Genomic DNA, 22,220 nt, shown 5'->3' on the forward strand with positions numbered 1-22,220 from the left:
CATGCCGTTCGTCCCGATCACCCAGGTCACCCTCACGGGTGGGCCCCTGTTCCGAGCGCAGGAGGCCGACCGCGCCTACCTGCGAGCCCTCGAGCCCGATCGTCTGCTCGCCCCGTTCCTCCGTGAGGCGGGCCTGGAGCCCCGGGCGGCGTCCTACGACGACTGGGAGGTGCGCGGACTCGACGGCCATACCGCCGGACACTACCTCTCGGCCTGCTCCCTGATGGTGCCTCCACCGGGGACGACGTCCTGCGTTCCCGGCTCGAGTACACGGTCGCCGAACTGGCCCGCGCACAGGACCATCTGGGGACCGGATACGTCGGTGGTGTCCCTCGGAGTGCCGAGCTCTGGGCCGAGGTCGCAGCGGGGATCACCGAATCGACCTTCCGTGCCGGGCGCTGGGTGCCCTGGTACAACCTGCACAAGCTGTACGCCGGGCTCATCGACGCGGCCCGCTTGACGGGGGACCACGCGGCACGTGATGTGGTCCTGCGCCTCGCCACCTGGTGGGAGGAGCTTGCCGCGGGGATCGACGACGAGCACTTCCAGCTCATGCTCGAGACCGAGATCGGAGGGATGAACGAGGCGTACGTCGACCTCTTCGACCTCACGGGCGACGCCCGACATCTCGCGATGGCCGCCCGCTTCACATCCGTCGCCCTCAGCGAACCGCTGTCGCGCCGGTCCGACGAACTGACCGGCCTGCACGCCAACACCCGTATCCCGCAGTTCGTCGGCTTCGCCGCCCTCGCCACGCGGAGCGACGATCCGGCCCTCGCCCGCGCGGCCCGGTTCGCCTGGGAGACGATCCTGACGCGGCGCACGGTCGCGATCGGCGGCAACAGTGTCCGGGAGCACTTCCATGCCATCGACGACTTCACCCCGATGACCGAGGATCGGGAGGGGCCGGAGACCTGCAACAGCTACAACCTCATCAAGCTGGGCCGACGGCTCAGTGCCGACGAGTCCGACCCGGCGATCGCCGACGCGCTCGAACGGATCCTCTTCAACCACCTCCTGTCATCGCAGCACCCCGAGCACGGCGGCCTCGTCTACTTCACCTCCATGCGACCCGACCACTACCGCGTCTACTCCTCGCCGGAGCACAGCTTCTGGTGCTGCGTCGGGACCGGTCTGGAGAGTCACGCGAAACACGGCGAGTCGCTGTACCGGTTCGACGACGACACGGTGTCGGTCGAGCTCTTTGCGCCCTCCGTCGTGCGGATCCCGGAACTCGGTCTCGAGCTGCAGCAACGGACGGCCTTCCCGTCCGACGGCGTGGTCGGACTCACCCTCGGGCTCACCGGCTCGCGGCGGTTCCGGCTCCGCGTCCGGGTCCCCGGGTGGAGTGATCCGACACCCGAGATGTTCCTCAACGGCGCTCCGGTGACCGCCGAACGCGAACGCGGCCATCTCGTCGTGGAGCGTGAGTGGAGCGACGGCGACACCGTGTCGTTCGAGCTCACCATGGGCGGTCGTGCGGAACCGTACCCGGACGGCTCGGACTGGATCTCGCTCCTCTGGGGTCCGTCCGTCCTGGCGGCCCGTGGTGAGTCGCTCCCGACCGGCGTCGTGCTGGCCGATCGGCCGCACGCCCCGCACACGGCGGTCGGCCCGCTCACCCCGCTCGCCTCGGCACCGATCGTCACGCGGACGGCTGTGCCCTACCGGGACGCCGACGGGCGACTCCGGGTCGACTCGGACCGAGGACCGATCCCGTTGGAACCGTTCGCAGGCCTGCACGACGCGCGGTACACCGTCACGTTCCCCGTGGCGTCGTCGGCGGACGAGGACGCCGTCGACCGGCGCCGCACCGCCTTGGTCGAGCGGGACCGACGCGCCGCGAGCATCGACGGACGGACGGTCGACCGGGTCGCTCTGGGCGAGCAGCAGCCGGAGGCGGATCACGGGTTCGAGGGGCGCTCCAGCGTCAGTGGCGCGGTGGGTGGGATCCGCTGGCGGAGCACGGCCGAGCGTCTGTCCGTGAGGCTCGTCGATCCGCATCTCCTCGGCCGGGTCGTCAGAGTGACCTGGCTGCACGATCAGGCGGGCCACGGTTTCACCCTGGAGATCGACGGTACGCCGATCGCTCCGCGGGAGGTCGGGCGAGACGACGACCTGGAGTGGGCGGAGTACCCGCTGACACCCACCAGCGCCGGGTGGGGTGTCCGGCGGTTCGCGCTCGTCGCGCAGCCGGATCGCGAGACCCCGCGGTGCACCGAGCTCCGAGTGCTGACCGCAGAGGGCGCCTGACCACCGGTACCGGCGCACACAGCACCCCGGGATGCGGGAGCATGGAGCCATGACGACGACGCCGGAGCGGGAAGATCTCAGCGTGACGCTCGCGGACGTCGCCGCGAGGTCGGGATGCTCGGTGTCGCTCGTCTCCCGGGTGCTCGCCGGGAAGCGCCATGCATCCCCGGACACCAGGGACCGCATCCTCGCTGCAGCGCACGACCTCGGCTACGACCGCGCAGCACAACGTCGCGGTCGACCTCGCTCGGTCCCGCGCCTGCTCGACCTGGCGATGAGTCAGTGGGACGACCCCTGGGCGAACACGGTCGTGACGAGTGTGCGGCGGGCGGCCGCTGCGGCGAACTACGATCTGGTGCTCACGCCGGAGAGCGAGTCGATGGTCGACGACTGGCCCAGTCGGGCACGTGCGCGGGGATCGGCCGGTGTCGTCGTGTGCCTCATCCGTCCCAACGTGTCCCAGCTCGACATCCTCGCCTCGGCCAACATCCCCGTCGCGCTCCTCGATCCGCGTGCGGAGCCGGCGCGGAGCCTGCCGAGCGTCGGGTCCACCGACTGGCAGGGCGGCTTCGACGCGGGTCGGCATCTCGCACGGCGGGGGACACGTCGGTTCCTCATCATCACCGGCCGACCGAAGTACCGGTTCGGCCGTGCGAGGGAGGCCGGTTTCCGAGCGGCGGTCGAACGGCACGCCGACGGGGCGACGGTCGAGGAGATCTCGTCGCCCTGGTCCTCGGAGAGTGCGTTCGTCTCCGTGCGCAAGCTGCTCAGGCAGGGCGGGCTCCCGATCGGCGTCTTCAGCTGCAACGACGAGATGGCCTACGGCGTCTACCGCGCCGCTGAGGAGCTCCAGCTCCGCATCCCCGACGACATCAGGGTCGTCGGCTTCGACGACCTCCCGCAGTCCAGGCTGATGCCGCCGCCGATGACGACCGTGCGCCAGCCGATGCGCGCGATGGCCGCGCGTGCGGTTCAGCTCGTCCTCGAGGCGGAGCCCGGGACGGACCCCGGGGACCGCGCGGAGTTCCCGACCGAACTCATCGTCCGCGCCTCGAGCTGACGCGGACGCGGACGCGGGAGAATGGTCGCCATGACGGGACCATCGGATACCGAAGACGTGTCGACCGAGCACTCGAGCGTGTCGGCGTGGATGCGGGCGCTCGGCACGGCGACCGGGAACCCCGGCGGCGGGGCCGCATCCGGACTCATGCTGGCGATCGCCGCAGGCCTCACCGCGATGGTCGCCGGCTACACCCGAACCACGCACGCCACCGAGGACGCGAGCGGGCGGGACTCGGCCGAGACCGAGGCGACGATCGCCGCACTCCGCGCTCGCGCTGAGGCACGCTCCGAGCTGGCGCTGCGTCTGGCCGACGAGGACGCCCACGCCTCGCGAGCGTTCGGCAGCGCCTTCCGTCTACCGGCCGGCGTCGGACGCGACGAGGCGATCCGTGTTGCGTCCATCGAGGCGGCCGCGGCCTCGGCTCGGCTGGGCGAGCATGCCGTCGACGCGATCGACGATCTCGCCTGGCTGACCGAGCACGGCAACCCGGCGTTGATCGCCGACGTGGCGGTGGCGATCGGTGCACTCCGCGCGGCGATCACGGGAGCGCGGACCAACGTCAGCTTCGATCTCGGTTCGGTCCGCAGCGCACACGGCTCCCTCGAGGAGATCCGCGCCGACGAGCCGCGCCTGTGGGAACTCGTCCCCGTGTTCGACCGCGCCCTCGAGCGGATCGACCGGCTCGCGGCGTCGATCGACCCCGAGGCCGCTCCCACCGACGCGGCGTCGTAGCCGGTGGTCAGCGCCCGCCGGGGCGCGCAGCCGGGCCGCTCGGAACCCGGACGATCAGGGCGTGGTGCAGGTTCCTCAGCGAGACCGAGATCACCGAACCGTGCGAGTCGCCGTCCAGTTGGATCTCCTGCGGCTCCTCGAGTCTGAGATGCATCGTCCGCGCCTGTGCGTAGCTGATCGCGCGTGCCTTCGGCGAGAATCGTCCGACCAGTCGGCCGAACCGCGTGCGGTGCAGCATCCGGTTGAACGTCAGACGGTAACCGATGTTCCCCCAACCCGGACCCTTGCCGGGGCGCAGCATGACGGCATCGAGGAGGCCGTCGTCCACGACGGCCTCCGGGAGCAGCAGGACCCCGCCGGTGAGCGTGCCGGAGTTCCCGACGATGATCGTATGCGCTCGGGCAGCCGCCTCCGGACGGTCGTCCAGTCGATAGTGCAGATCGAACTGCCGGTTGCCGATGATGCTCCGCGCGATCGGATCGGAGTAGGCGAGCCAGCCGATCCGTCGCTTCAGCCGCTCATTGGTGTGGCCCGCCATGTGCGCGTCGAGGCCGATACCGGCCATGACGAGGAAGACCTCGTCCCGGTTCGTGCCGTCGCTGCGCCCGAGACTGACCTGACCGACGTCGACCACCTGGTCTCGCCCTGAACAGGCGATGTCGACCGACCGCTTGAGGTCGCCCAACGGCAGGCCGAGCGCGCGGGCGAAGAGGTTCCCCGTTCCGGCCGGGACCAGCCCGAGGGGGATGCCGGTGGAGGCGATGGCCTCGGCGGCGACCCGCAGTGTCCCATCGCCTCCTGCGACCAGGATGAGCGAGGGTGCCGAGGCGATCGCGGCCGCGGACGCACCCCGGCCGTCGTCGTCGGCGCTCGTCTCGTGCCAGGTGGAGGGTGCCAGTCCGTGCGTCGATTCAGCGGCTGCGACGGCCGAGCGGAGGACCTCGATGTCGACCTTGGAGGGATTGACGACGACGGCTGCGCGTCGACGTCCGCGTTCGGCTGGTGCATCGTTCACAGCGTCAAGGATAGGAGGCACCGGCTCGGAACCAGCGGTGGACGCGAGCCGTGCCGCGGGTTCGTGAGACGCTTGCCCCATGGACCTCGAGGTGTCGCCCGGACTGACGATCCCAGCAGCCGAGCTGCAGTGGCGTTTCTCCCGGTCGTCCGGCCCGGGCGGACAGCACGTGAACACCTCCGACAGCCGTGTCCAATTGACATGGAGTGTGGCAGAGTCGGCCGTCCTCACCGACGAGCAACGAGACCGACTGCTCGAGCGGCTCGACGCTCGGCTGGTCGGCGGAGCCATCACCGTGACCGTCTCCCGCGAGCGATCGCAGCTCCGGAACCGCGAACTCGCACTCGAAGCGCTCGCGACGCGCATCAGGTCGGCCCTCGCGCCGCCGGCGCCGACGCGCCGGTCCACGCGTCCGACCCGCGGATCGGCGCGACGCCACCTCGCCGCGAAACAGCAGCGGAGCGCCACCAAACAGCAACGACGACGTCCCTCCGACGACTAGCGGGTCACCACGTCGCCTCCCGCAAGGGCGTGCGTCGGACGGTCCGGTCCATTAGCGTTCCCGGAGAGCGCACCCGTCGACGCCGTCGTCGTGCGCGAACGGAGGAACACCATGCGCATCGTCGTCATCGGAGGGACCGGCCACATCGGCACCTTCCTCGTCCCGCGACTCGTCCGGGCCGGCCACGAGGTCGTGAGCGTGAGCCGCGGCGATCGTTCGCCGTACACGGAGGTTCCCGAGTGGGACCAGGTCGAGCGGGTCCGGGCCGATCGGGAGGCCGAGGACCGGGACGGTGTCTTCGCACGACGCATCGCGGATCTCGGTCCGGACGTCGTCATCGATCTGGTCTGCTTCACGGTCGCCTCGGCGACGGCACTCGTCGAGGGGCTGCGCGGCAACACGGGCCAGCTGCTCCACTGCGGATCGATCTGGCGCTACGGTCCCAGCGCGTCCGTCCCCATCGTCGAGGGCTCCGGGACGGCGCCGTTCGGCGACTACGGTGTCCAGAAGGATCAGATCGCCCGACTGCTCCAGCAGGAGAGCGCCGACGGAGGACTGGTGACGACCTCCCTGCATCCCGGGCACATCGTCGGACCGGGGTGGGCGCCCATCAACCCGCTCGGCAACCTCGACCTCGGGGTCTGGCGGACCCTCGCACTCGGTTCACCGCTGCGCATCCCCGGACTCGGTGCCGAGCTGCTGCACCACGTGCACGCCGACGACGTCGCGCAGGCCTTCGAGCTCGCCGTCGCGAACCGGGATCGTGTCGCCGGCGAGGATCTCAACGTGACCTCGGCCGCCGCGGTGACCGTCCGCGGCTACGCCGAGGTCGTCGCCGGCTGGTTCGGACGCTCGGCTGAGCTCAAGTCGGTGACCTGGGAGCATTTCCGAGCAGAGACACCGAAGGAGCACGCCGACACCACCTGGGAGCACCTGGTGCGGAGCCATTGCGCGTCGATCGACAAGGCACGGTCGCTGCTCGGATACGAGCCCGCCTACACCTCGACGGAGGCGGTCCTCGAGTCCGTCCGTTCGCTCGTCGCCCGCGGGGAGTTGGACGTGCCCGAACCACGAGCAGCCCTGAACACGAGCCGCTGACGACGCGATCCTTCAGGTGGCGTGCAACGAGCTCCGGAGTCCGTGCGGTGCGTCGACTTTCGGACGCTGCAGGATCCCGCGGCGTCGGAGGATCGGCACGAGTTCGTCGAGCATGCGGTGCACCGTCACCGGGTGGAGGTCGCCCGAGAAGATGAACCCGTCGTTGTCCGCCTCACTGCCGGCGCGTTCGATGTGGTCGGCCACCTCAGCCGCCGTGCCGACGACACCGCTGCCGTCGGTGATCCGCCCGAGTCGTGCCTTCGGCACGAGCAGCTCCCGGAGCGTCGCCGCCGCGAAGGACTCGTGCTGGCCGCGCAACGCGTCGAGGCTGCCGCGCGACACGTGGTCGCCGAAGACGGACGGGTCCACCGGTCGGTCGAGGTCGAGCGCGGTGAGGTCCGTCTCCAGGTCGCTCGACCACGCGAGTGCGACGGAGCGCAGGGTCTCATCGTCCGGCTGTTCCGAGGCGGCGACGAGACGGTCGGCCTCGGCACTGCTCGACACGATGACGGGCTTGAACACGAACAGGATCGCGGGAGGGGTGTCCCGACCGACGGCAGCCGACGCGTCGAGGACCCGCCTCCGGTACGCACGGAGGCTCGCGATGTCGAGCGGTGCGAGGGCGAGCTGGACGTCCGACTGTCGTCCGGTGAAGGCGAGCCCTCGCGGCGAAGAGCCCGGCGACACGATGACGGGCTCCCCACCGGAGTCCTCGTCGAAGGGCAGGGCGTTGAGCGGCCCGTCGAAGTCGTAGTGTGCGCCGCGATGCTCGACGCGGTCGAGGTGGCGGCCGTCGGCGAAGCGTCCGGAGGCGGTGTCACCCACGTACGCGCCAGGTCGCCAGCTCCGCCAGAGCGCGCGCACGCCGTCCAGCCACTCCTCCGCCCGCTCATAGGCGATGTCGTGCGGCACGACCGGCTCGCCGAAGTGACGGCTGCTGCCGACGTCGGTCACCACGTTCACCCCGAACCGTCCGCGACTGAGGTGCTGCAGGGTCGCGAACTGCCGTGCCGCCTGGTACGGCGGCAGTTGCAACGGGTTCACGGTCGGGATGATGCCGATGCGCTCCGTCACCGCGAAGAGGAACGGGGCGAGGCTCAGCGGGTCGTGCTTCGGCCCGCCGTAGGCGCCGCGGATGCGGAGGTCGAGTGTCTCGGGGTTCCCCAGCGAGAGGGCGTCCTCGATGATCAGGAGGTCCAGGCCCGCCTGCTCGAGCTCGCGCACGGCCTGCTGGTAAAGAGCAGGTTCCTGCCAGCGGTAGTCCCAGTCGAGGTACGGGTGCCCCCAACCGTGCGGACCGAACCCACGTGACAGGAACCAGCCGAAGCGTTGCCGGGCACTCACGCGGCGACCGCCTCGTCCGCCGTGACGGCCGCGACGGAGCTCGTCGACGGTTCCCGGACCGGGAGCGCGTCGAACGCCGAGGCGAGGTCCGCGATGAGGTCGGCGACGTCTTCGATGCCGACGGAGATCCGTACGAGTCCTTGGCCGATGCCGCTCGCCGCGAGCTGCTCGGCCGAACGCTGGGCGTGCGTGGTCGAGGCCGGGTGGAGGATCAGCGACCGGACGTCGCCGAGGTTCGTCATCCGCGTGAACAGGCCGACGTGGTCGATGACCGTCCGCGCTGCGTCCCGTCCGCCGTGCAGGGTGAACGAGAACACCGATCCCTGTCCATCCGGCAGATACCGGTCCGCCAGGCCGCGGAACGGACTGTCGCTGAGCCCCGAGTAGTCGACCGAGGCCACTTCTGTCCGTCCCGCCAGCCACGTCGCGAGGGCGAGGGCGTTCTCGCTCTGCCGTTGGACGCGGAGTGACAGCGTCTCGATGCCCTGTGCGATGAGGAACGCGTTGAACGGCGACGGCGTCGGGCCGAGACGCAGCGCGACCGATGCCCGTGCGTAGGCGGCCAGCGCTGCACGCCCGTCCGCCTCGACGTGGCTGAGCCCGCCGAGCGCGGCGACCGGGCAGGTGAGGTGACGATAGCGGTCCGCGTGAGCGGTCCAGTCGAACGTGCCGCCGTCGACGACGACCCCGCCGAGCACGGTGCCGTGCCCCGCCAGGAACTTGCTGGCCGAGTGGACGACGATGTCGGCGCCGTGCTCGATGGGACGCAGGAGGTAGGGCGTGGCGAAGGTGTTGTCGACGACGAGCGGGACCCCGTGCGCATGGGCGACGTCGGCGACGAGACGGAGATCCGTGAGGTCGTTGCGGGGGTTCGGAATGGACTCGACGAAGATCGCGCGCGTCCCGGGTCGGATGGCACGCGCCCAGGCGTCGGCGTCGAGCGGATCGGAGACCTCGCTCGTGGTGATCCCCAGCCGACCGAAGTTCTCCGTGAAGAGGCTGCGCGAGCCCTCGTACAGACTCGGCGCGGTGAGCAGGTGGTCGCCGGCCTCGAGCAGGGAGAGCAGGGCGACGCCGACGGCCGCCTGTCCGGAGCCGAGGAGCAGCGCGTCCACACCACCCTCCAACGCGGCGAGACGGCGCTCGACGGCGTCGATCGTCGGATTGCCGACCCGGCTGTAGCTGTAGCCACCAGGGTCCGGGCCGAACCGCTGCTCCGCCTCGTCGAAGTCCGCGAACACGAACCCGGCACTCGCGTAGATCGGCAGAGCCCGCGGCTGGAGCGGCGCATCGGGTGCACCACCGGCGTGCAGCTGTCGGGTGCTGAAGCCCCCTCGATCCCGCTCGTGCATCGCCTCGTCCTCTCCGTCAGCTCGGCCGTCGTCGACGCCCCGGCGTCGGTGACAGGCACTCTACGGTCGGGATCGGGGCGGGCGCAGGTGACGACGACATGTGCGGACACAATCGGCCGGCGACGCAGCCGTCGGGAGAGGCCCCGTACCCTGGAGAGACGTCGGCCGCGCACACGGTGACCGGCGCCGACGGATCGGACGAGGGGGAACCGTGGAAGCACTCATCGCATCGGGGAGCGGTCGGTATGCGGATCCGTGGCACCCGTACGCGCGCACGAGCCCGCTCATCGCGGAGGTCCTGGAGACGGCCGGCTTCGCGGTCCAGATCGACGAGGACGTCGATCGTGCGATGACGCGACTCGAGGGCGTGGAGCTCCTGGTGGTCAACGCCGGCGACCCGTGGCGGTCCGAGGATCCGGGCCGAGCGCCTGCTGCCGCGATCGACGGCTTCGCGGAGGCACTCGGTCGGGGGATCGGTGTCCTCGCGATGCATGCGGCGCTCGCCTCACTCCGCGACTACCCGGACTGGGCGCCGACGATCGGGGCGCTCTGGCTGCCCGGCGTGTCCTGGCATCCGCCGATGGGCCCGACCGTCGTCCGCGGCCTGGCATCGCCCGACGGCGGAGCGCTCGGCGACATCCCCGTGGACGACGAACAGTACCTGCGGCTGCAACCCGTCGGTCGGAGCACCACCGTCGCCGAGCACGACGTCGACGGCGAGCGGTTCCCTGCGGTGTGGGTCCGCGAGGTGGGGCCCTCGCGCGTCGCCGTCGACGCACTCGGACACGACGAGCGATCCTACGCCTCGGCTGAGCACCGTGCACTGCTCGCGACGCTGGCACGGTGGGTGGCCCGGGCGCCGTCTGCGTGATCCGTCACGGATCCTCGATCGGCTTCGTCTGTGTCGCGACCCTCGTCGGCGCAAGCCCCCGTCGAACGGGAGTCGCCTCCCGCGACCGGGTCTATGCTCCTGTTCGGGGCTGCGAGCGACCATGACGGCCGGATGTGGCCCTCGTCAGGAATCAGAACCTCGAGAAAGCCGCACCACGTGTCACAGGACCTCATGTCACCCGAGAACAACGTCCAGCGCATCATGCGCACCGGAACCGTCTGGTTCGGCGTCGCGGTCGGGAGCACCGCGATCGTCCTCGGGCTCCTCCTCAGCTCAGGTTGGCGACCGGCGGTCCTCGCCGAGGGACTCCGCGTGGTCTGGTGGTGCTGCTCGGTCATCGTGGGTTTGAGCATCGGTCTGCTCGGTTGGTCCGGGTGTCCGATCCTGGAGGTGGACGTCCCGACGGCGTCCCGGAACAAGTCGTTGACCATGCAGCTCGGAACGATGCTCTTCATCCTCGGGAGCATCGGCGCCATGTTCACCGTGCTGGCCGGCTCGCCGAACTGACACCCGCGGCGCGGGCACGTCCGGCTCCTGCAGCATCGTCGCGTCGGAACGGCGTCGTAGAGTCGATGCATGGCCAGATCCTCAGCACCGCTCCGCAGACTCGGGTTCCTCACGATGGGCCTGTTCGACCCCGAGGAGCCGGCGGCCGGGCACGAGGCGACCCTGCAGCTCATCGAGCTCGGTGAACGCCTGGGGTTCGACAGCGCCTGGCTGCGGCACCGGCATCTGCAGTTCGGCATCTCCTCACCGGTCGCCGTCCTCGCGGCGGCGACGCAGCGCACGAAGCGCATCGCGCTCGGCACCGCGGTCACACCGCTCGGCGCGGAGAACCCCTTCCGGCTCGCAGAGGACCTGGGCACGGTCGACGTCCTCTCGGGCGGCAGGCTGCTTCCCGGCTTCAGCACCGGTGAGCCGATGCGCTTCGACGCGTTCAAGCACGCGATCTACCCGTCGACGCTCGACCAGGAGGACCTCGGCTACGACCGCGTCCTGCGCCTCCGCTCCTTCATCCGCGGTGACGTCGTCAGTGACAGCGCCGGTCGTGAGGGCCAGGAGGACTACTCCTCACGGGTCGAGCCGCATGCCGACGGTCTGGCGGAGCGGCTCTGGTACGGAGCCGGCAGCCTGCGGTCGGCGGGTTGGGCCGGTGAGCAGTCCTTCAACCTGCTCACGAGCAGCGTCATCGCCGCCGAGGACGGCACGACGGACTTCGCGGCGAACCAGGCCGCTCAGGTGCGTCGGTTCCGAGAACTCCACCCGGCGGGTGAGCGGGCCCGCGTGTCGCAGGGGCTCGTGGTCATCCCGACGGATTCCGCGACGGCGACCCAGCGAGCCCGGTACCGCGAGTACGTCGACTCGAGACGGCACCGCGTCGGCGTCGCCCATGGGCCGCGGCGGATGCTCTTCGCGGAGGACCTCGTCGGCAGCAGTGCGGAGATCGCGGAGCGGCTGCACGAGCACGCCGGCTTCCAGGAGGTCGACGAGGTCGCCTTCGCCCTCCCGTTCACACTCGAACCGGACGACTACACGCAACTACTCACCGACATCGCCGGCGCGCTCGGGCCCGCCCTCGGCTGGCGACCGGCCGCGGACGGAGAGTCCCGTCCCTCCTGAGCGGGCCAGTCGGAGACGCCTTCCGGTCGCGCGTACAGTGCAGGTATGACGCAGCACGGGTTCGGACGGTACGTGGCCATCGGCGACAGCTTCAGTGAGGGCTACGGGGATATCCGGGAGGACGGCACCCTCCGCGGGTGGGCGGACTTCGTGGCCCTCGGCCTCGCCCGGGCGTCCACGGAGACCGTCAGCTACGCGAACCTCGCCATCCGCGGGAGGAAGCTCGTCCCGATCCTCGACGAACAACTGGACCGTGCGATCGAGATGGGTCCGGACCTCGTCAGCTTCAACGGCGGCGGCAACGACATCATGCGCCCGCGGGTGTCGATCGACGGCGTCGCCGACCGCCTGGACGGTGCGGTCGATCGTCTGCGCGCCGGGGGAGCCCACGTGCTGCTGTTGAGCGGCGCGAACCCTTCCGCCCACATCCCGATGGGTTCGCTCCTCGCCCGCCGCGGCGAGCAGCTGGCCCAGGCCGTGCGGGTGCGGTATCCGCGTGACGGGGTGACCTTCGTCGACAACTGGGCTGACCGGACGCTCGCCGACCTCAGGTACTGGTCGGTGGACCGCTTGCACCTCAACGCCCTCGGCCATGCCCGGGTGGCGGGCAACGTGCTGACGGCGCTCGACGTGCCGGTCCCGGAGGAGTGGGGGATCGACGACGTCGCTGCTGCCCCGCCCGGTCCGCGTCAACGTCGCACCGCGGCCTACTACCGGGAACACGTGCTCCCGTGGATCGGGCGCCGTCTGACCGGTCGGTCCTCGGGCGACGGTCGCGAACCGAAGATCGCCCAGCTGCGACCGGTCGACACCCGCGGCTGACCGTCACCGGTCAGCCGCGGACCGTCAGCCGACGCGGACGAGCGTCCGCTGCCAACCGGAGGATCCGTTCGGAGCGATCGGCGCCTGCTTCTCGATCTGGAGGTTCCCGGCCTTGTCGGTCGCGCGGACGGCGACGTAGTGCGTGCCGGCCGTCGCCTCCCAGTCCATCCACCACTGCACCCAGGTGTCGTCGTTGATGGCGGTCGTGAGATTGACGCTCTGCCAGTCGCCGTTGTCGATGCTGACCTCGACCTTGGCGATCCCGACGGTCTGCGCCCAGGCGACACCTGCGATCTTCGCCGGGCCCGCCGGAACCTGCTTGTCGATCCGGGGTGTGTCGATCCGCGAGGAGAGTTTGATGGGCGCCTTCGCGTCGTAGCCGCGCGGGGTCCAGTAGGCCTCGTCCTTGTCGAACGTCGTGACCGTCAGCTTCGTCAGCCACTTCGTCGCCGACACGTAGCCGTAGAGGCCCGGGACGACCATGCGCACGGGGAAACCGTGCTCGAGCGGCAGCGGCTCGCCGTTCATCGCCACGGCGAGGATCGCGTCCAGGTTCGGGTCGGTGAGTGACTCGAGCGGCGTGCTCGCCGTGAACCCGTCGACGCTCGTGGACAGGACCATGTCGGCCTTCGAGTCCGGCATCGCCCGCTTGAGGACGTCGCGCACAGGGATACCGAGCCACTTCGCGTTGCCCAGGAGGTTGCCGCCCACCTCGTTCGAGACGCAGGTCATGGTGATGACGTATTCGTCGAGACCCATGGCGAGGAGTTCCTCGAACGTGATCTGCACCTGCTCACCGACCATGCCGTCGATCGTGAGCGTCCAGGTGGCCGGATCGACCGTCGGCACGGTCAGCGCGGTGTCGACGCGGTAGAACTTGTCGTTCGGCGTGAAGAGCGGGCTGAGGCCGTCGACGTCCGCCTCGGCTCCGTCGGGGATCGTGACGGTCGACTTCGGCGCCGGGAGCTTGAGGGCGTCGCGGACGGCCGTGATCGACGAGGTGGTGACGTTGACGAGGCGTGCGCCCACGCCGACGACGACAGCACCGGCCGCCGCGATGCCGGCCACGCGGAAGAAGCCTCGACGGTCGAACGCCGCGCGCTCGTCGTCCGAACCGTTCGCGGCGCGCTTCGGCAGGCGACGGCTCAGGAGGATGAGGATCACGACGCCCGCCGCGAGACCGAGGATCACCGGGACGACGGCGAGCGGGGTGGCACCGGCGCGGGTGACGGTCGTCGCTCCGGCGAAGACGCCGGCCGCGAATAGGACCACGACACCGAGCGGTGGACGGATCTGCTGCAGGACCCCGGCGATCGCCGCGGCGATCACGACGGCGACCCCGAGGCTCACGAGGAGGAAGATCTTGTCGTTGCTGCCGAACGTCTCGATCGCGAACTCCTTCGCCCACCGCGGGACGATGTCGATCACGAACGATCCGACGGTGAGGAGGGGGCTGCTGCCGCGGGCGAACAACAGCGCCGCCAGCTCGGCGATCGCGAGGAACACCGCTGCTGCGACGATCCCGGACAGTGCTGCCGCGAACCAGACGAGACGTCGTCCGCCCCGTGTGGTGCCGGTCTGGTGCTTCGATGGCATGTGCTACTCCCTGATCGTGGCTCGACAGGAGTTCGGAGCACTGCCCGGATCAGACGGGTCGGATCCGCCGTCCGCCCGTCGTGTCGGCTGTCAGGCCGTCGAGACGGCCAGCCGCAGTCCCGTCTCGGACGCCGACCGGAGGGCCTCTGCGAACTCCTGTTCGCTCCGTTCGCGCTGAGCTGCGAGCGCCGGGTCACGGTCGGCGAGGGTCAGACTCGTCGTGATGACGTGGACGTCCATGCCGAGGGCGCCGCCGAACAACGTCCGCAGCGCCGGCACCTCGTGATCCCAACCCTCGGTCGGGCTGCCCGCGTCGTAGGCGATCCCGCGGCTGGTGGCGATGACGACCGGCCGGCCGGTGAGCGCTCCCGTGTCCGCGGAGGTGACGCCCGGCACGTGGATGTGGTCGATCCACGCTTTGAGCGACGACGGGATCGAGAAGTTGTACAGCGGCGCACCGATCACGACGATGTCGGCGCCGAGCAGCTCGTCGAGCAGGACGCGCTGGAGCGTCTCGGCCTCGGCGGGCGGGTTCGCACCGGGGCGGCGGTCGGCCGGCGCCCAGTGGAGACTCGCGTCGGCGAGGTGGGGGACCGGATCGCGGTGCAGGTCGCGACGGACGACGACGCCGGTGGGGTCGGCGTTCGACCAGGCGTCCACGACGGCCTGCGAGAGCCGGCGGGACCGGGAGGTGTCGAGATCGGCGGAGGAGTCGAGGTGCAGGAGCGTGGGCATGCGACAACGCTAGCAAGCCGGGTCCCGTCCGCTTCCTTGCGGCACGCACTGGTGGCGGTTACCGTCGCAGGATGGTCGACGCCCCAGCCCCAGCCACCTCCGCCCGCCCGGACGCACGCGTCCTCGACGAGACCGACCCGCTCGCGGAACACCGCGCGGCGTTCCTCCCGGCCGAGGGCGTCGTCGCCTACCTGGACGGGAACTCCCTGGGGCGGCCGTTGCGGGCCACGGCGGAGCGGCTGCAGTCGTTCATCGCGGAGGAGTGGGGGACGAGGCTCATCCGGTCGTGGGACGACCGCTGGTTCGAGCTGCCGCTGACGCTCGGCGACCGCCTGGGATCGGTCGTGCTCGGTGCCGCACCCGGCCAGACGGTCGTCGCCGACTCGACGACCGTGCTGCTGTACAAGCTGATCCGCGCGGCGGTCGACGTGACGTCGTCTGCCGGAGGAACCGCTCCGCGCGACGAGCTCGTGATCGATGCGGAGAACTTCCCGACGGACCGCTTCGTGATCGAGGGGGTCGCCGCTGAACGCGGTCTGCGTGTGCGATGGATCGACGCCGACCCGGTCCACGGTGTCGCCGCGCACCAGTTGCGCGAGGTGGTCCACGAGCGGACCGCTCTCGTCGTGCTCAGCCAGGTCGACTACCGGTCCGGAGCGCTGCTCGACGTCGAGGAGCTGACCGCGATCGCGCATCAGGCGGGAGCACTCGTGCTCTGGGACCTGTGCCACTCCGCCGGTGCGGTCCCGATCGAGCTCGACGGGTGGGGCGTGGACCTCGCGGTGGGCTGCTCCTACAAGTACCTCGGTGGCGGGCCCGGTGCTCCGGCGTTCGCCTACGTCGCGGCACGCCATCAGGACCGGCTCCTCCAGCCCATCCAGGGGTGGATGGGCGCCGCCGACGTCTTCGCCATGGCCGACACCTATCAGCCGGCCGTCGGGATGCGCCGGTTCCTCAGCGGGACGCCACCGATCGTGGGCATGCTGCCGCTCGAGGACTCGCTAACGCTCATCGAGTCCGCCGGGGTCGCCGCCATCCGGGAGAAGTCCGAGGCCCTCACCACGTTCGCCATCTCCTGGGCCGACGAGCACCTCGCAGGCTCCGGTGTCAGGGTGATGACCCCTCGTGACCCGGCGCGTCGCGGTGGTCATGTGACGCTCGGTCACCCGTCGTTCCGCGAGATCACCCCGCTGCTCTGGAATGCGGGTGTGATCCCCGACTTCCGGCACCCGGACGGTCTTCGCATCGGGGTCGCCCCCTTGAGCTCCGGCTTCGCCGAGCTCGAACTCGGGCTGATCCGGATCGCCGAGGCCGTCCACCGGTGGACGGCCTCACCCGGCTCCACCCCGCCCGGCTGACGTCCGTCGTAGGCTTGGCGGCATGCCCGCTGCCTCTGGAACCCAGTACCGTCTCCACCACGCCGGTCCGCAGGGCGAGGTCCGAGCGACGATCACCGAACTCGCCGCCGGACTCCGCGAGCTGACGGTCGGCGGACGCACCCTCGTGCAGTCCTTCGGTGAGGACGTCGTCGCCCCGATGGGGTGCGGGATGGTGCTCGTGCCGTGGCCCAACCGCGTCCGCGATGCCCGGTGGACGCTCGACGGTGAACCGCAGCAGCTCGACGTCACCGAGGCGGCGACCGGGAACGCCTCCCATGGTCTGCTGCGCAACACGGGGTACCGGGCGGGGGATCACACCGATCACGCGGTGACCCTGCTCGCCTCGGTGTTCCCGCAGCACGGCTACCCGTTCCGCCTCGACACCTCGGTCGCCTACACGTTGGACGACGACGGCCTGCGGGTGACCCACACGATCGTGAACCGGTCGAGTCGCCCCGCGCCGGTCGCCGTCGGTGCTCACCCCTACCTGGCGCTCGGCGACGTACCGACCGCCGACCTCACCGTGACGGTGGCCGCCGACACCTGGTTCGAGACGGACGAGCAGCGCATCCCGGTCGCCTCCCGTCCCATCGACGGGACCCCGTACGATCTGCGCTCGGGTGCTCGCGTGGGCGACCTCTCGATCGACGTCGGCCTGGGTTCGGTCCAGCAGGTCGACGGTGCCGTCCGACACCGGCTCACCGCACCCGACGGCGACACCGTCGAACTCTGGGCGGACGACGACTTCCGGTTCGTCCAGGTCTACACGCCGAAGAACTTCCCGGCGGCAGACGGACCGACGCAGGCCATCGCCATCGAGCCCATGACGGCCCCCGCCGATGCGCTGAACAGCGGGACCGGACTCCGATGGTTGGAGCCCGACGAGCGGTGGTCGCTGTCCTGGGGGATCCGACTCACGCAGGTGTGACCGGCACGCCGTTCGGCGGACGATCGACCGTCCCACGGGCGGAGGAGGATCAGCTCACAGGATGACGCCGCGGGGACGATGATCGCCCTGGCGTCCGATGTGCCGCCCCCGGGTGTCGACGGACACTTGTGGCATGACCACGCACCTGGACACCAGCCCGAACCTCTTCACCCTGTCCACGCCCCGGGTTGCACAGACCGAGCGGCTGCAGGTGGCGCGGCCGACGGCTCGACCGCGCGGACGGTTCGGGGCGTTAGTGGGCGTCCTCCTGGGGAACATCGTCCTCTGGAGCACGCTCTTCATCACGATCGGTGTCGTGCTCGCACTGCAGCTCGGCATCGTCGGCGTCATCGCCGCGTCACTGTTGCGCTGAGCGCGATCCCGTCGTCAGGCACCTGAATCGGCGAGACCCGTTCCGGAATCGTCCGCGGCGTCCTCGGCGGGCGCGTCGTCATCCAGCGCCTCGTCCTCGACCACGGCGTCCGGGAGCCCCGGCAGCATGGCCGCCGCGCCCTCGTCACGAATGCCTTCGACCGCCCCGAAATCAGACATGATGCTTCCTCTCGATCGTCGTGCCCGCCAGGGTAACCGGCGGACACGACGATCGACAGCCCTTGCGGGCGGGAGCTTCGTCAGTCGACGATCGACACCGTCACGTCGATGTTGCCGCGCGTGGCGTTCGAGTAGGGGCACACCTGGTGCGCCTGGTCGGCCAGCTGCTGGGCTTCATCGTGCGTCACGTTCGGCACGTAGACGTCGAGCTCGACGGCCAGGCCGAAGCCGCCCTCACCGTTCGATCCGATGCCGACGCTGGCCGACACCTCGGCGTCCTTCGTGTCGAGCTTCGCGGTACGCCCGACGGCGTGGAGGGCGCTGAGGAAGCACGCGGCGAAGCCGGCGGCGAACAACTGCTCGGGGTTGGTGCCCTCGCCGCTGCCGCCGAGTTCCTTCGGGGGACGGGTGTCGAAGTCGAGGAGGTCGTCCTCACTGCGGACGTGTCCGTCTCGTCCGCCTCCGGTGGCATGGGCAACTGCTGTGTACGCGATATCCATTGCTCCATCCTTGCACCGTCGTGCGTGCCCGGTGCACCTTCTCCGGGACCTCTCGGCAGGAGTTCAGTGCAGCGTGGATCGAGCCGCGTCGACCACCGCCGTCGTGACGAGCTCGAGCAGTCGGGAGTGGAGTCGCCACTGCTGCCAGAACAAGGGGACGTCGACGCCGCCCGTTTCGTCGAGCACGACGAGATCGCCCCTGCGCAGCGGCGCGTCGGACTGCGCGTCCGGGAGCATGCCCCAGCCGAGACCGAGGCCGACGGCGGTCGCGAAGTCCGCCGAGGCCGGAACATGGTGCCGCGGCGGGTCGGCGGGGTCGACGCCACGTCGTCGGAGGTAGGCGTCCTGGAGATCGTCCTTCCGGTCGAACACGACGACGGGCGCTGCGGTGAGCGCCTGAGCGGTCGCCCCGTCCTCGAACCAGCGCGCCGCGAACGCGGGTGAGGCCATCGGCCGGTATCGCATCCGGCCGAGAGGCCGCACCGTGCACCCCTGGACCGGTTCGGCGTTCGACGTGACCGCGGCCATGACGCTGCCCGCACGGAGGAGGTCCGTCGAATGGTCCTGGTCCTCGCGAGCGAGGTCGAAGACGACCGACTCCCGGGCGGCGACGTCCGCCAGCACGGGCAGCAGCCAGGTGGCGAGGGAGTCGGCGTTCACGACGATCGGGATCACCGCCGGGGTGGCCGGCGTGAGCGCGTCGTCGGCGTGCAACTCGAGCGCCGCGTCGTGACCGAGCAGGTGCACCGCGCGGCCGAGGCGGAGCACGATCTCACCTGACGCCGTGATGGTGATCGGTTTGGTCCGGAGCAGGAGGACCCGTCCGACGCTCTGCTCGAGGGCCTTGATGCGTTGGCTGATCGCCGACGGCGTGACCATCAGCTCCCGGGCGGCCGACTCGAAGGTGCCGTGGTCGACCGCGGCGACGAAGGCCCGCAGTTGCTCGAAATGAAAATCCATCATAAGAGGATCTTACGATTCATCAGAATATTGAACTGGATTCATCATGCTGCGCGTCCTACGGTCGATGGATGACCTCCGCACTGCAGGCCGCGATCGCGGGCCTCGGCCTCGGCCTCTCACTCATCGTGGCCATCGGCGCCCAGAACGCCTTCGTCCTCCGGCAGGGCATCCGGCGCGAGCATGTCCTTCCCGTCGTGCTGGTCTGCGCACTCTCCGACGCGGTGCTCATCATCGCCGGTGTCAGCGGCATCGGCTTCGTCGTGGAGCGGTTCCCCGTGGTCCTCGTCGTCCTCCGTTGGGCCGGGGCCGCCTTCCTGCTCGGCTACGGCCTGCTGGCCGCACGCCGTGCACTCGCCCCGTCCGGTCTCGCCGCCGACCGTGGTGGCAACAGCCTCTCGCTCAGGGCGGCGGTGCTCACCGTCATCGGCCTCACCTGGCTGAACCCCCACGTGTACCTCGACACCGTGCTCCTCCTCGGCTCGATCGCGAACACGCACGGGGAGCTGGGGCGGTGGTGGTTCGCCGCCGGCGCGGTCCTCGGGAGCATCCTGTGGTTCACCGCGCTGGGGTACGGCGCGCGACTGCTCCGCGGGGTCTTCGCGAAGCCCGTGGCCTGGCGCATCCTCGACGTCGCGATCGCGGTCGTCATGATCGCCCTCGCGATCATGCTCGTCCTGCGCCCCTGAGCGTGCTCGAGGGTGCCTGGTTAGGATTGCCGGGTGATGAGAACCCTGCGTGAGGTCAACACGGTCGTCGAGCGCCTCTGGCCACTGTCCGGAGCCGAGGACTGGGATGCCCCGGGGCTCCTCGTCGGCGACCCGGACCAGCCGGTCGGGCATGTGCTCCTGGCCGTCGACGCGGTCGGCGTGACCGTCGACGAGGTGCTCGAGCGCCCCGACGGTCTGCTGCTGGTCCACCACCCGCTGCTGATGCGCGGTGTCACGACCGTGGCGGGTGACCGGTACAAGGGGTCGCTCATCACACGCCTGATCCGTGGCGGCGCCGCACTCATCGCCGCCCACACCAACGCCGACGTCGTCGTCGACGGGACCTCGGACGTCCTCGCCCGACGTCTCGGCCTCCACGACCCGGCTCCGATCGTCCCTGCCGCCGACGGCCTGACCGGGCTGGGTCGGGTCGGCGACCTCCCGGAGGAGACGACGCTCGGCGCGATCGCGCGTGCCCTCGCCGAGATCCTGCCGGCGACCGCCACCGGGGTCCGTGCCTCCGGCGACTACGACCAGGCCGTCCGGAGGATCGCGCTCTGCGGGGGAGCGGGGGACTCGCTCCTGTCCCACCCCGCGGTCCGCGCGGCCGACGTGTACATCACGGCCGACCTCCGCCACCACCCGGCGTCCGAGGCCCGGGAACAGGCACTCCTCGGCGGCGGGCCGGCCCTCGTCGACGTCTCCCACTGGGCGAGCGAGTGGCTGTGGTTGGAGGGGGCCGCCGACGCGCTCCGACGAGAGCTCCCGGGACTCGACGTCCGGGTCAGCGAGATGCGTACCGACCCGTGGGACTTCGTCGTCACCCAGTAGTCGGCGCGGCCGGTAGGGTGATGAGTCGAGAGTTTGGAACAGACGTGAAAGCCAGCCCAGCAGACCAGAAGACGTTGCTCACCCTGCAGAGCATCGACACCGGCGTGCAGCGCACCGCCCACCGCGCGGCGAACCTCCCCGAGGCCGCGCGCATCGCGCAGCTCCAGGCCGAGATCGAGACCGTCCGCCTCCGTCGCCTGGAGCGGGTCGGCGTCCGCGACGACGCACAGACCGAGCTCGGGCGCATCGAGTCCGACGTCGCCGTCGTCGCGGCCCGCATGAAGCGCGACGCCGACCGTCTCCAGTCGTCGACCTCCGTCAAAGACGTCGAAGCGCTGCAGAGCGAGATCGCCTCGTTGCAGAACCGGCAGAACAACCTCGAAGAGATCCAGCTGAACGTCATGGAGCGGGTCGAAGCCGCGGAGGACGCCGTCGCCCAGGTGGACGCCGAGCGCGCCGGACTCCAGGAGCTCCTCGACGAGGTCGTCGCGAAGCGCGACGCCGAACTCGTCGAACTCGAGGCCGAACGGGCACGACTCACCGCCGACCGCGAGTCACTCGCACCCGGCATCCCCGCCGACCTCCTGGCACTCTACGACCAGCGTCGCGCCCGCGGCGGTATCGGTGCAGCACTGTTCCGCGCCGGCACCTGCGGAGCATGCAAGATGTCGCTCACCGGTAACGACCTCCAGGCCGTCCGCGCCGCGCCGTCCGAAGAGGTCGTGCAGTGCCCTGAGTGCGCCGCGATCGTCGTCCGGACGGACGAGTCAGGCCTCATCTGAGTCGGACGCGGGCTGCACGACACCGGCGGTCCGCGGCCGCTGTCACGGGCCGGTAGACTCGTCTCCGTGAACGGGCCGGCTAGACGGTCGCGTCACCGAGACCTCCGGGTGTCGGTGCCGAGGAACGTCCGGGCTCCACAGAGCAGGGCGGTGGGTAACACCCACCCGGGGTGACCCGCGAGACAGTGCCACAGAGAACAGACCGCCGTGGGCGACCACGGTCAGGGTGAAACGGTGGGGTAAGAGCCCACCAGCGACCGGGGTGACCCGGTCGGCTCGGTAAACCTCGTCCGGAGCAAGGTCAACAGGGAACGCTGAGGCTGCTCGCCAAGTTCCCGGGTAGACCGCTAGAGGGCGGCGGCAACGTCGTCCCGAGAGAGATGGCCGTCCAAACGCGAGAGCGTGGGACAGAACCCGGCGTACCGGTCGACCCGTTCACACCCCAGCACGGCCGCGACTGCGTCGAGCCGTACTGCGACACCCGCGCAAGCCTGGGACGGAACCCGGCGTACCGGTCGACCCGTTCACACCCCAGCACGGCCGCGACTGCGTCG

At 70.5% G+C, this 22,220-nt stretch carries 23 protein-coding genes, 1 other RNA gene and 1 pseudogene; 17 read left to right on the top strand and 8 right to left on the bottom strand.

The genetic code is table 11. The features are described 5' to 3' along the window. Position 1: 1 nt before the first annotated feature. The 4 genes and pseudogenes from RWN05_RS05105 to RWN05_RS05120 form a co-directional block, all read left to right on the top strand. Positions 2 to 1,458: pseudogene (locus RWN05_RS05105) on the top strand (beta-L-arabinofuranosidase domain-containing protein); the annotation flags it as partial. Between the two features lie 9 nt (positions 1,459 to 1,467). Continuing rightward, a complete protein-coding gene (locus RWN05_RS05110) occupies positions 1,468 to 2,253 on the top strand; it encodes a DUF6805 domain-containing protein (RefSeq protein WP_314138820.1) in 786 nt (261 codons plus the stop codon). Positions 2,254 to 2,302: 49 nt separating this feature from the next. After that, positions 2,303 to 3,313, top strand: a complete 1,011-nt coding sequence (locus RWN05_RS05115; RefSeq protein ID WP_314138799.1) for a LacI family DNA-binding transcriptional regulator — start codon at positions 2,303 to 2,305, stop codon at positions 3,311 to 3,313. A 30-nt stretch (positions 3,314 to 3,343) separates the two neighbouring features. After that, positions 3,344 to 4,048 carry a cyclodeaminase/cyclohydrolase family protein gene (locus tag RWN05_RS05120; protein ID WP_314138800.1) on the top strand — a complete coding sequence of 235 codons (705 nt, stop codon included), beginning with the start codon at positions 3,344 to 3,346 and terminating at the stop codon, positions 4,046 to 4,048. Between the two features lie 7 nt (positions 4,049 to 4,055). Here the strand turns inward: RWN05_RS05120 and RWN05_RS05125 are convergent, their stop codons facing one another. Further along, positions 4,056 to 5,063, bottom strand: coding sequence for a diacylglycerol kinase family protein (locus tag RWN05_RS05125; protein WP_314138801.1), 1,008 nt, complete (start codon positions 5,061 to 5,063; stop codon positions 4,056 to 4,058). 79 nt (positions 5,064 to 5,142) lie between these two features. Between RWN05_RS05125 and arfB the strand changes: the two genes are divergently transcribed. Both arfB and RWN05_RS05135 read left to right on the top strand, forming a co-directional pair. Continuing rightward, the gene (arfB, locus tag RWN05_RS05130; protein ID WP_079002441.1) at positions 5,143 to 5,565 is read left to right on the top strand and encodes an alternative ribosome rescue aminoacyl-tRNA hydrolase ArfB; all 423 of its coding nucleotides are present in this window, start codon (positions 5,143 to 5,145) and stop codon (positions 5,563 to 5,565) included. A 111-nt stretch (positions 5,566 to 5,676) separates the two neighbouring features. Further along, positions 5,677 to 6,663: an NAD(P)-dependent oxidoreductase gene (locus RWN05_RS05135; RefSeq protein ID WP_079002442.1), complete on the top strand. Its 987-nt coding sequence runs from the start codon at positions 5,677 to 5,679 to the stop codon at positions 6,661 to 6,663. Between the two features lie 12 nt (positions 6,664 to 6,675). On the opposite strand, the gene RWN05_RS05140 is transcribed toward RWN05_RS05135, so the two are convergent. Further along, positions 6,676 to 8,007 carry an LLM class flavin-dependent oxidoreductase gene (locus RWN05_RS05140; RefSeq protein ID WP_079002443.1) on the bottom strand — a complete coding sequence of 444 codons (1,332 nt, stop codon included), beginning with the start codon at positions 8,005 to 8,007 and terminating at the stop codon, positions 6,676 to 6,678. Beyond that, a complete protein-coding gene (locus RWN05_RS05145) occupies positions 8,004 to 9,359 on the bottom strand; it encodes an aminotransferase class I/II-fold pyridoxal phosphate-dependent enzyme (RefSeq protein WP_314138804.1) in 1,356 nt (451 codons plus the stop codon). Before RWN05_RS05145 ends, RWN05_RS05140 begins: the two co-directional genes overlap by 4 nt. Positions 9,360 to 9,570: 211 nt before the next feature. Here RWN05_RS05145 and RWN05_RS05150 point away from each other — a divergent pair, with 211 nt between their 5' ends. From RWN05_RS05150 to RWN05_RS05165, 4 genes are all read left to right on the top strand, one after another. After that, positions 9,571 to 10,230, top strand: a complete 660-nt coding sequence (locus tag RWN05_RS05150) for a ThuA domain-containing protein (RefSeq protein ID WP_314138805.1) — start codon at positions 9,571 to 9,573, stop codon at positions 10,228 to 10,230. Between the two features lie 177 nt (positions 10,231 to 10,407). Further along, a complete protein-coding gene (locus RWN05_RS05155; protein WP_314138806.1) occupies positions 10,408 to 10,758 on the top strand; it encodes a hypothetical protein in 351 nt (116 codons plus the stop codon). 69 nt (positions 10,759 to 10,827) lie between these two features. Beyond that, positions 10,828 to 11,871, top strand: coding sequence for an LLM class flavin-dependent oxidoreductase (locus RWN05_RS05160; protein ID WP_314138808.1), 1,044 nt, complete (start codon positions 10,828 to 10,830; stop codon positions 11,869 to 11,871). 45 nt (positions 11,872 to 11,916) lie between these two features. After that, on the top strand, positions 11,917 to 12,693 hold the full coding sequence (locus RWN05_RS05165; RefSeq protein ID WP_079002446.1) for an SGNH/GDSL hydrolase family protein: 777 nt from the start codon (positions 11,917 to 11,919) through the stop codon (positions 12,691 to 12,693). Positions 12,694 to 12,717: 24 nt separating this feature from the next. On the opposite strand, the gene RWN05_RS05170 is transcribed toward RWN05_RS05165, so the two are convergent. Both RWN05_RS05170 and RWN05_RS05175 read right to left on the bottom strand, forming a co-directional pair. Then, complete coding sequence (locus tag RWN05_RS05170) at positions 12,718 to 14,289, bottom strand: molybdopterin-dependent oxidoreductase (protein WP_064293752.1); 1,572 nt, start codon at positions 14,287 to 14,289, stop codon at positions 12,718 to 12,720. A 90-nt stretch (positions 14,290 to 14,379) separates the two neighbouring features. After that, on the bottom strand, positions 14,380 to 15,024 hold the full coding sequence (locus tag RWN05_RS05175) for an FMN-dependent NADH-azoreductase (RefSeq protein ID WP_079002447.1): 645 nt from the start codon (positions 15,022 to 15,024) through the stop codon (positions 14,380 to 14,382). Between the two features lie 71 nt (positions 15,025 to 15,095). Between RWN05_RS05175 and RWN05_RS05180 the strand changes: the two genes are divergently transcribed. The 3 genes from RWN05_RS05180 (at position 15,096) to RWN05_RS05190 (ending at position 17,704) form a co-directional block, all read left to right on the top strand. Next, the gene (locus RWN05_RS05180) at positions 15,096 to 16,382 is read left to right on the top strand and encodes a kynureninase (protein ID WP_079002448.1); all 1,287 of its coding nucleotides are present in this window, start codon (positions 15,096 to 15,098) and stop codon (positions 16,380 to 16,382) included. Between the two features lie 22 nt (positions 16,383 to 16,404). Then, complete coding sequence (locus RWN05_RS05185; protein ID WP_079002449.1) at positions 16,405 to 17,331, top strand: aldose 1-epimerase family protein; 927 nt, start codon at positions 16,405 to 16,407, stop codon at positions 17,329 to 17,331. Between the two features lie 133 nt (positions 17,332 to 17,464). Beyond that, positions 17,465 to 17,704 (top strand): hypothetical protein, encoded by a 240-nt coding sequence (locus tag RWN05_RS05190; protein WP_314138810.1) that lies wholly within the window; start codon positions 17,465 to 17,467, stop codon positions 17,702 to 17,704. Between the two features lie 14 nt (positions 17,705 to 17,718). On the opposite strand, the gene RWN05_RS05195 is transcribed toward RWN05_RS05190, so the two are convergent. From RWN05_RS05195 to RWN05_RS05205, 3 genes are all read right to left on the bottom strand, one after another. Then, positions 17,719 to 17,883: a hypothetical protein gene (locus tag RWN05_RS05195; RefSeq protein ID WP_153303432.1), complete on the bottom strand. Its 165-nt coding sequence runs from the start codon at positions 17,881 to 17,883 to the stop codon at positions 17,719 to 17,721. 80 nt (positions 17,884 to 17,963) lie between these two features. Further along, on the bottom strand, positions 17,964 to 18,383 hold the full coding sequence (locus tag RWN05_RS05200; protein WP_064293757.1) for an organic hydroperoxide resistance protein: 420 nt from the start codon (positions 18,381 to 18,383) through the stop codon (positions 17,964 to 17,966). Positions 18,384 to 18,446: 63 nt separating this feature from the next. Further along, positions 18,447 to 19,346 carry a LysR family transcriptional regulator ArgP gene (locus RWN05_RS05205; RefSeq protein WP_071260042.1) on the bottom strand — a complete coding sequence of 300 codons (900 nt, stop codon included), beginning with the start codon at positions 19,344 to 19,346 and terminating at the stop codon, positions 18,447 to 18,449. A gap of 68 nt (positions 19,347 to 19,414) precedes the next feature. Here RWN05_RS05205 and RWN05_RS05210 point away from each other — a divergent pair, with 68 nt between their 5' ends. From RWN05_RS05210 to rnpB, 4 genes are all read left to right on the top strand, one after another. After that, positions 19,415 to 20,032 carry a LysE/ArgO family amino acid transporter gene (locus RWN05_RS05210; protein ID WP_064293759.1) on the top strand — a complete coding sequence of 206 codons (618 nt, stop codon included), beginning with the start codon at positions 19,415 to 19,417 and terminating at the stop codon, positions 20,030 to 20,032. A 36-nt stretch (positions 20,033 to 20,068) separates the two neighbouring features. Continuing rightward, positions 20,069 to 20,884: a Nif3-like dinuclear metal center hexameric protein gene (locus RWN05_RS05215; RefSeq protein WP_079002450.1), complete on the top strand. Its 816-nt coding sequence runs from the start codon at positions 20,069 to 20,071 to the stop codon at positions 20,882 to 20,884. 44 nt (positions 20,885 to 20,928) lie between these two features. After that, positions 20,929 to 21,666 (top strand): zinc ribbon domain-containing protein, encoded by a 738-nt coding sequence (locus tag RWN05_RS05220; RefSeq protein ID WP_064293761.1) that lies wholly within the window; start codon positions 20,929 to 20,931, stop codon positions 21,664 to 21,666. Positions 21,667 to 21,737: 71 nt separating this feature from the next. Next, positions 21,738 to 22,104, top strand: an RNA gene (rnpB, locus tag RWN05_RS05225) — RNase P RNA component class A. The last annotated feature ends 116 nt before the right edge of the window (positions 22,105 to 22,220 follow it).

Origin of the sequence: uncultured Plantibacter sp., assembly GCF_963518075.1 — a bacterium.
Lineage (GTDB): Bacteria > Actinomycetota > Actinomycetes > Actinomycetales > Microbacteriaceae > Plantibacter > Plantibacter flavus_A.

Bases quoted from the DNA above. Each gene is read 5' to 3' on its own strand.
- RWN05_RS05120 (WP_314138800.1), top strand. From the start codon at position 3,344: ATGACGGGACCATCGGATACCGAAGACGTGTCGACCGAGCACTCGAGC.
- RWN05_RS05180 (WP_079002448.1), top strand. From the start codon at position 15,096: ATGGTCGACGCCCCAGCCCCAGCCACCTCCGCCCGCCCGGACGCACGC.
- RWN05_RS05205 (WP_071260042.1), bottom strand. From the start codon at position 19,346: ATGATGGATTTTCATTTCGAGCAACTGCGGGCCTTCGTCGCCGCGGTC.
- RWN05_RS05135 (WP_079002442.1), top strand. From the start codon at position 5,677: ATGCGCATCGTCGTCATCGGAGGGACCGGCCACATCGGCACCTTCCTC.
- RWN05_RS05160 (WP_314138808.1), top strand. From the start codon at position 10,828: ATGGCCAGATCCTCAGCACCGCTCCGCAGACTCGGGTTCCTCACGATG.
- RWN05_RS05170 (WP_064293752.1), bottom strand. From the start codon at position 14,289: ATGCCATCGAAGCACCAGACCGGCACCACACGGGGCGGACGACGTCTC.
- RWN05_RS05165 (WP_079002446.1), top strand. From the start codon at position 11,917: ATGACGCAGCACGGGTTCGGACGGTACGTGGCCATCGGCGACAGCTTC.
- RWN05_RS05145 (WP_314138804.1), bottom strand. From the start codon at position 9,359: ATGCACGAGCGGGATCGAGGGGGCTTCAGCACCCGACAGCTGCACGCC.
- RWN05_RS05215 (WP_079002450.1), top strand. From the start codon at position 20,069: ATGAGAACCCTGCGTGAGGTCAACACGGTCGTCGAGCGCCTCTGGCCA.
- RWN05_RS05200 (WP_064293757.1), bottom strand. From the start codon at position 18,383: ATGGATATCGCGTACACAGCAGTTGCCCATGCCACCGGAGGCGGACGA.
- RWN05_RS05210 (WP_064293759.1), top strand. From the start codon at position 19,415: ATGACCTCCGCACTGCAGGCCGCGATCGCGGGCCTCGGCCTCGGCCTC.
- RWN05_RS05190 (WP_314138810.1), top strand. From the start codon at position 17,465: ATGACCACGCACCTGGACACCAGCCCGAACCTCTTCACCCTGTCCACG.
- RWN05_RS05185 (WP_079002449.1), top strand. From the start codon at position 16,405: ATGCCCGCTGCCTCTGGAACCCAGTACCGTCTCCACCACGCCGGTCCG.
- RWN05_RS05175 (WP_079002447.1), bottom strand. From the start codon at position 15,024: ATGCCCACGCTCCTGCACCTCGACTCCTCCGCCGATCTCGACACCTCC.
- RWN05_RS05195 (WP_153303432.1), bottom strand. From the start codon at position 17,883: ATGTCTGATTTCGGGGCGGTCGAAGGCATTCGTGACGAGGGCGCGGCG.
- RWN05_RS05115 (WP_314138799.1), top strand. From the start codon at position 2,303: ATGACGACGACGCCGGAGCGGGAAGATCTCAGCGTGACGCTCGCGGAC.
- RWN05_RS05110 (WP_314138820.1), top strand. From the start codon at position 1,468: ATGGGCGGTCGTGCGGAACCGTACCCGGACGGCTCGGACTGGATCTCG.
- arfB (WP_079002441.1), top strand. From the start codon at position 5,143: ATGGACCTCGAGGTGTCGCCCGGACTGACGATCCCAGCAGCCGAGCTG.